Raw genomic sequence first — 6,260 nt, forward strand, 5'->3', positions numbered from 1 at the left:
TCCAACGCCTTTGGGTCGGGCAAGACCATGTCCATGGCTTCAGCAAAACGCAGGAAGTCGAGTTCGAATTTGGCGCGGATGTCGTCCGGACGCAGCAGCAGTTCCAACCGGCATCCGGTATGACAACCGCCCGGTAATTGCCCGGCGATCACCCCGAGCTCGGTGCTGACCTGACCGGCGCCCACCACGCCGGGCGCTGGTCGCCACCATCCAGTCCGCCCGGGATGGCGCTGACGAAAAGGGGCGGCGGCGGCGCCTATCGACCGTTGGCGATCGGCACGGCCGCGAGCAGCCGCTCAATCTCCGCCGCGACGTCTTTCGAGACCGGCAGGTTCGGTCGTTCACGCGGCCATACGTCCCGGAAGCGCTCGACGGCCCCGAGCGCCGCCCGGCGCACGAGTGTCTCCGGAAGGCCGGCCTTGGCGGCCATATAGGTCATTTCGTCGATGCTCAGATCGGTCATGAGCCTGGATCGACCGAACCGCAACGCCATGCTGTCATCGGGGATGTAGACCGTCGTCGACAGGAAATCGTAGGCGGGCGCGATCTGCGGCGCCCGACCGTCGGGATAGATCAGCGACCAGTTCTTGAGGTGCATGTCGGCGTTGCCGATCAGGGTGTTGAAGACGAGCCGCGCAATGAACTCGCGGACGCCCGCCTCTCCCGTTTCGATCCAGAGCACCCGGGCGATCGAGCGGTAGGCGCCCTTCCCATATTTGTCCTCGGGATAGACGCCAAAGACCTGGGCGAAGTCCTCGATATGGACGAGGCCGCCGTCCTCCGTGCGATCGAATCGGCGGATCGCAAAGGCGCCTTCTTCGATCCGGCCGATGCCTTCCGGCAGCCCCTCGATCTCATCAAGCGGCATGAGGCGGACCTCCGGCACGTCCATGCCCATCGCGTCAGCCAGCTTCATCATCGAGAACTCATTTTCTGACACGCCGGCAAAGCGCGTCGAAGGCAGTTTGACGATCCAGTCGCCGCCCGCGCCGCTGGCCGGGATCGTCAAACCGCCGTGCGCCTTCTCCACGGCCGAGAACTTCAGCTGCACGCCAGCCAGGGAGAAGCGAAGCGGGCCTTTGCCGGGTTTCGCCTGAACGGCTTCGGGCGGCGCCCCATCGTCAATGGCGCCCTCCCCGGCCGACCGGACAGTGACCGCGCCCGGAAGATCGAGCCCGAGCACCTCAAGGAGGGGGTATTCGCGGATGATCTTCACATTCGCGCGCTTCGCCAGGTAGTCGCGCAGCGGCCCTTCCGGCAGCAGGTTGGAGAAGAACGGCAGCAGCCGGGTTTGCTGGTGGTTGAAGTCGCGGATCAGGCGGCCGTGCGCATCCTTGAACGAGAGGCTCAGCGTCGGCCGCGCTTCGTCTTCGGCATAGGCGTCATTGAATGAGAAGATCGAGCGATCGCCGTTGAGCGCCGTGAGCGCGCCGATGGGACGGCCGGCCAGCAGGACCTCAAGGATATCAGCGGCCATCTAGTCCTCCTCATCGAGGCTGTAGGCCGGGATCTGCCTGCGGTCGTCGCCGTGGACCGCTATGGTCCGGATGTTGCGCAATTCTTCGTGCGCGATCTTGAGGTCGCGGGAGAACCGGGCGGGCGAGCGAGTCGTGCTCGACGCCAGTTCCTCCAACCGCCGAACCACGCCGCCGATCGCCTTGGTGGCCACAACGGGATTCAAGCGGGAGGAGATCGTCTCGACTTCAAGCGCTGCGTCTTTCAACCGCGTGACGCTCGTTAGATGGGGGTGTGCTTGCTCAAGAACACTGACCTCATGGACGAGCCGCTTCAGCGTGTGATGCAGTTCGTTTTCTTCAGCCCGCTCTTCTCGCTCTTTCACGATGGCCGCGACGGCTGGCAGCGCCGACCTGGGAACAAGCTGCAGATCGAGATCGAGGGCTCGCGCCAGCTCGATCAGGCTCGAGAGTTGGAGATCGACATCGCCATTCTCGAAACGGGAGATTTGAGGTTGGGCGATGTGCGACCTCGCGCTGAGTTCACGCTGGCTCCAGCCTTTTGTCTGCCGCGTCTCTCTGATCGCCTGTGCGATCTGTTCAAGGCTGTAGCGTTTTGATATCTTTTTCTGCATCACTATCACTTGCTGATATGCGATTCTGTCTCAACTAGACGAGCTCTGTCAAGTTTTGATGTAGAACAATGTATCGATCACGCTAGCTGATATATTATCGCATATCGCAATGCCGTAAAGCGGCCATCTAGCGCCCGCCTGTGACGTGGCCCCCTGAAACTCCTTCAGAAATAGCTAGAGTCCGCCCCACGAAAGGACGGACAGAATGAAGCGATCACGGTTCACGGATTGAAGGTCGGCGTATACGCCGGCCGGAAACAGATCATCGGGATCCTGCGTGAGCAGGAGGCCGGCGTTGCGACGACGACGGTCTGCCGGCGTCACGGCGTCAGCTCGGCGACCTTGTAGAAGTGGAAGGCCAGGTTCGGCGGCATGGACGTGTCGGAGGCCCGGCGGCTAAAGGCGCTGGAGGACGAGAACGCCAAACCAAGGCGACAAATAGGACATTCAGAGCGCTCCGAAATGCACAAATCCGACCAAGGGATAGGGAAGTCGCCGAGAGTCGCGCGCGAGTTGGGCTGTCGCCACCCATCGCTGCCTCATGAGCCATCAGCTATCATCTGCCCAAGGACTATCCTTCTGAAAACGCTCGCGAAAGTTTCACAGAGAGCAAAGAGCCTGTTAAGCGACGCCGTTTAGCGATCCATTCGGTGTCAAGGAGAGGCGAATGGCGCGGCTGCGCGATTTTGCGAACGCGGTCGAACCGATCGGACCCGACGCCCCTGGCGCCGAGGTCTACGATCGTTTCGAGGCCGAGCCGGATACGCTGGTCATCGCCGTCGTCGACGCCGACCGGCGTCCCATAGGCCTTATCGAGCGCAACGCCTTCACCCTCAAGATGGCCGCGGAATTCGGTCGCGCCCTCTATGCCCGCCGTCCCGCCTCGACTTTTATGGAACGTCGCCCCGCGGGTCCTGGACGCCGACGCCGACGCCGAGACGCTGTTCCAGTCCGTGGATGCAGCCAGCCTGGGCGAGCTGTTGAACGGCTTCGTCGTGGCCTCGAACGGCCGCTACGTCGGGGTCGGGGCCGGCGTTCACGTCCTTCAGGCCGGCAGCGCCATCCACCAGCGGCGGGCAAAGGCCATGAGCGCCCTTGCCCGCGACCTCAGCCGTGCGGAGCAGAAGGCTCTCGCCTCAAGCCGCGCCAAGTCCGAGTTCCTGGCCGTCATGAGCCATGAGATACGAACCCCGCTCAACGGCGTCCTCGGCGTGGCGGCCCTGATGGAGCGCGAGCTCACCCAGGTCGAGATGAGGCCGTATGTCCAGACCATTCTGGACTCCGGACACAGCCTGCTGCGCCTGTTGACCGACGCGCTGGACATGAGCCGGGCGGAGGCCGGGTTGATGAGCCTCGAGACAGCCCCGGTGCACCTGGACAAGGTCGCCGCCGACCTGCTGGCGCTCTGGACGCCCCGCGCTGAGGAAAAGGACCTGGCCCTGACGGTCACCTGCAGGACGGAGGGGCATGACTGGGTCGTCGGGGACGAGGTCCGGATCAAGCAACTGCTCAACAACCTGATCGGCAACGCCCTGAAGTTCACGCGCCAAGGCGGCGTCACAGTCACCATCGAAAGCAAGGGGCGCGACGGGCGGGTCGAAATCACCGCCACGGTCGACGACAGCGGGCCGGGCATCTCCGCCTCGGCCGCCGCCGCCGTCTTCGAGCCGTTCAACACGGGCGAAGCCGGGCGTGAAGGCGCGGGCGCCGGCCTCGGGCTGGCAATCTGTCGTCAGATCGTCGAACGCATGGGCGGGACGATCGCCGCCTCCGGCGCGCCCCTCGGGGGAGCCCGGCTTTGCTTCACCCTGGGTCTGCCCGGTTGCGGGCCGGAGTTGCGCGAGGAGGCCGGGCGGATCGCCGAACCGACCGCCCATGACACTCTCCATGTACTGGTGGTGGACGATAACGCCACGAACCGCTTCGTCGCCTCCAAGGTCCTGGAGCTTTTCGGATGCACCTCCAGTACGGCTGAGAACGGCCAGGAGGCGGTGGCCGCCGTGGGAGCGGGGCCCTTCGACCTCGTCCTTATGGACGTGAAGATGCCGATCATGGACGGGGTCGCCGCCACCCGGGCCATCCGCGCCCTGCCGGGCCCGGTCGGGCGCATTCCTATACTCGCCCTCACCGCCAACGCCGATCCAAAAGACGAGGTCGAGTATCTGGCGGCGGGAATGGACGGCGTGGTTCAGAAGCCGATTCAGACCGAGGCGCTGCTCAACGCCATTCGCACAGCAATGCGCCGGGCCGAGCCGCTCTGCGACGCGGCGTGACCAAGCTCCCCGTTAGCGTTGGCGAGCGGGTTGATTTCGGGTAGAGGAAGGTTCGGTCAGATCGGGACGAGTGTGTGTCTGTCACGAGCGAGTGTTCAACAACGGCCGAGGTCCCGCGCGGACCGCGGGACCTCTACGACTATTTGAGAGGCCAGCACGGGGACGAGGTCATCGTCTCCCTGACCTCCGTCGAGCGGATCCTGAAGCAGCCGCTCCCGCCTGAAGCCGGGAGCCCGGGCTGGTGGTTGTGGGACAGCGGGCGTCCCGGGCACCCGTCGGCGGATTGGCGGGCGGCTGGATACCTCGCCGAACTTCGGCGGGACGCGATGTCGGTTCGCTTCCGCCGGACGCCGCGAGCCCGGGTTTGACCCTCATCCCTCAGGGCCGCGGCAGGCATCGATTCCTATTGTCACCGGCGCAAGCGCTGTTCCACGAGCGTCCAGCCGTTCGCCGTCACGGTCCGCAACACCGCCCCCCGGTCGGTAGATGTGTGCTCGTTCCCCAATAGCCGTTCCCAGGCGGCGCGGTCATGAGGCCGGGTCTCGATCTGCCAGATCCGCGCCTGCCCCTTCTTCTTCGGCGGCGTCACGTCGATGATGCGGGCTTCCATGGAACCTCGTTGCGGGTCGCACGCGACGACTGACAGTTAAGACGCGGGCGAACACGCCTTCAAGCCCGACCAAACGGAGGCCTGGCTCAAGAGCGGAGCCGCGTACTGATTGTACTGACCGTACTGACCAGGTCGGTCGTGATGTGCAGCGACAAAGTCGCCGGATTCTGCGGGTCAATTTTTGGGCGCAGACCACTGAGGAAATGATCACCGGCGGCCGCGAGGCCTGGGCTACGCATACGCCACGTCTCTCGCGGGGGCCTTCGGTCGGTTCAGATAGAGTTGCACGCAACGCAAACATACAGGTGTCAGGCCTTGCGCCAAGATTTGCCTGACGCGAACGGCGTGCTCACCGTTCCACATCTCGGTGAGCGACGGGTTATTAAAGTCTCCCACCGAAAATTCAGGGGGACAGCTCGCACGTGGTCACCTCCCCGCTGGGGAGCACCCTCAGGCGCGTGGCGACTGAGACACACGGGAACTGCCCGATCGCCGCTCTCTATCGGCCCCGCCCGCTCCTTGGACGATCGACTGACGCGATCAATGGTCTTCCGAAGCGTGGACGTTCCTCGAAGGCCTGCCGCGATTGACGGATGATGACGTCGGCCCCCGGGCGCGGCGCCCTGGGGACGACCGGATCCCGACAATGTCATAGCCATCCGTCTCCTGACATTCTGAAATCGAGCAACGAGACGGACGCAAACGTTGATGACAGTCCCCCGCCCGCCGGAACCGGTGATTCACTACTTCCCGAGAATGAGATGTTCGGCCGCCGCCTGCTGCCCTGAGGTGCGTGCGACCCAGCAATCCGCGCTGCGTCCGGCGACATTTCGACCTCGTCTTGCGCCGGGTCTACCCGCGGTGGGGGGGAAACTGCGCCTTGGGCCCGCCGACGACGATCGCTCCAGAGAACAGTTTCCGGGCTGCCCGAGCAGAGATGTAAGGCCGATTACGCCCAGCCGACTGGAGCGATCCTTCATGAGCTCGCGGTTTCGCCCAAGGTCGTCAGACGGTCCTCGCCTTCAGTCCGAAGACGGCGCAGCCATCTTTCGCCCTGGGGCTGACGAATCCGCCAACCTTAAGGCTGCCATAAGGTTGGCGACGCGGTGTCGGTCGCATGGCCGCACACCGCTCTCCCCTCCTGAACCGCAGAATCCTGCTGGCCTCGCTGCTGGCGCCCGGCCCGTCATGGGCCCAGACCGGGACGCTGGCCGGCTCATCAGTCCAAGGACTGGCGACAGATTTCTACGCCGCACGCGGCGGCCGCCGCTCCGCCTGGTCCGGCCCG

General features: G+C 64.6%; 5 protein-coding genes and 1 pseudogene. 2 read left to right on the forward strand and 4 right to left on the reverse strand.

Translation table 11 applies throughout. From position 1 onward, the window contains the following. Positions 1–256 precede the first annotated feature (256 nt). On the reverse strand, positions 257–1,477 hold the full coding sequence (locus Q0588_RS07940) for a HipA domain-containing protein (protein WP_298745375.1): 1,221 nt from the start codon (positions 1,475–1,477) through the stop codon (positions 257–259). Next, on the reverse strand, positions 1,478–2,089 hold the full coding sequence (locus Q0588_RS07945; protein WP_298745376.1) for a helix-turn-helix transcriptional regulator: 612 nt from the start codon (positions 2,087–2,089) through the stop codon (positions 1,478–1,480). 205 nt (positions 2,090–2,294) lie between these two features. On the opposite strand from Q0588_RS07945, the pseudogene Q0588_RS07950 reads away from it, so the two are divergent. Together Q0588_RS07950 and Q0588_RS07955 are read left to right on the forward strand one after the other, a co-directional pair. Then, a pseudogene (locus tag Q0588_RS07950) lies at positions 2,295–2,530 on the forward strand (transposase); the annotation flags it as partial. 425 nt (positions 2,531–2,955) lie between these two features. Beyond that, positions 2,956–4,362 carry an ATP-binding protein gene (locus tag Q0588_RS07955; RefSeq protein ID WP_298745378.1) on the forward strand — a complete coding sequence of 469 codons (1,407 nt, stop codon included), beginning with the start codon at positions 2,956–2,958 and terminating at the stop codon, positions 4,360–4,362. Positions 4,363–4,771: 409 nt separating this feature from the next. Here Q0588_RS07955 and Q0588_RS07960 read toward each other — a convergent pair whose 3' ends face one another. After that, positions 4,772–4,972, reverse strand: a complete 201-nt coding sequence (locus Q0588_RS07960; protein ID WP_298745380.1) for a hypothetical protein — start codon at positions 4,970–4,972, stop codon at positions 4,772–4,774. Between the two features lie 231 nt (positions 4,973–5,203). Then, positions 5,204–5,368 carry an SPASM domain-containing protein gene (locus Q0588_RS16025; protein ID WP_366872754.1) on the reverse strand — a complete coding sequence of 55 codons (165 nt, stop codon included), beginning with the start codon at positions 5,366–5,368 and terminating at the stop codon, positions 5,204–5,206. Positions 5,369–6,260: the final 892 nt, after the last annotated feature.

It is taken from the genome of uncultured Brevundimonas sp., from assembly GCF_937870815.1.
Lineage (GTDB): Bacteria > Pseudomonadota > Alphaproteobacteria > Caulobacterales > Caulobacteraceae > Brevundimonas.

What these genes read in the sequence shown, in the direction of transcription:
- Q0588_RS07940 (WP_298745375.1), bottom strand. Translation starts at nt 1,477, where the DNA reads ATGGCCGCTGATATCCTTGAGGTCCTGCTGGCCGGCCGTCCCATCGGC.
- Q0588_RS07945 (WP_298745376.1), bottom strand. Translation starts at nt 2,089, where the DNA reads ATGCAGAAAAAGATATCAAAACGCTACAGCCTTGAACAGATCGCACAG.
- Q0588_RS07955 (WP_298745378.1), top strand. Translation starts at nt 2,956, where the DNA reads ATGCCCGCCGTCCCGCCTCGACTTTTATGGAACGTCGCCCCGCGGGTC.
- Q0588_RS07960 (WP_298745380.1), bottom strand. Translation starts at nt 4,972, where the DNA reads ATGGAAGCCCGCATCATCGACGTGACGCCGCCGAAGAAGAAGGGGCAG.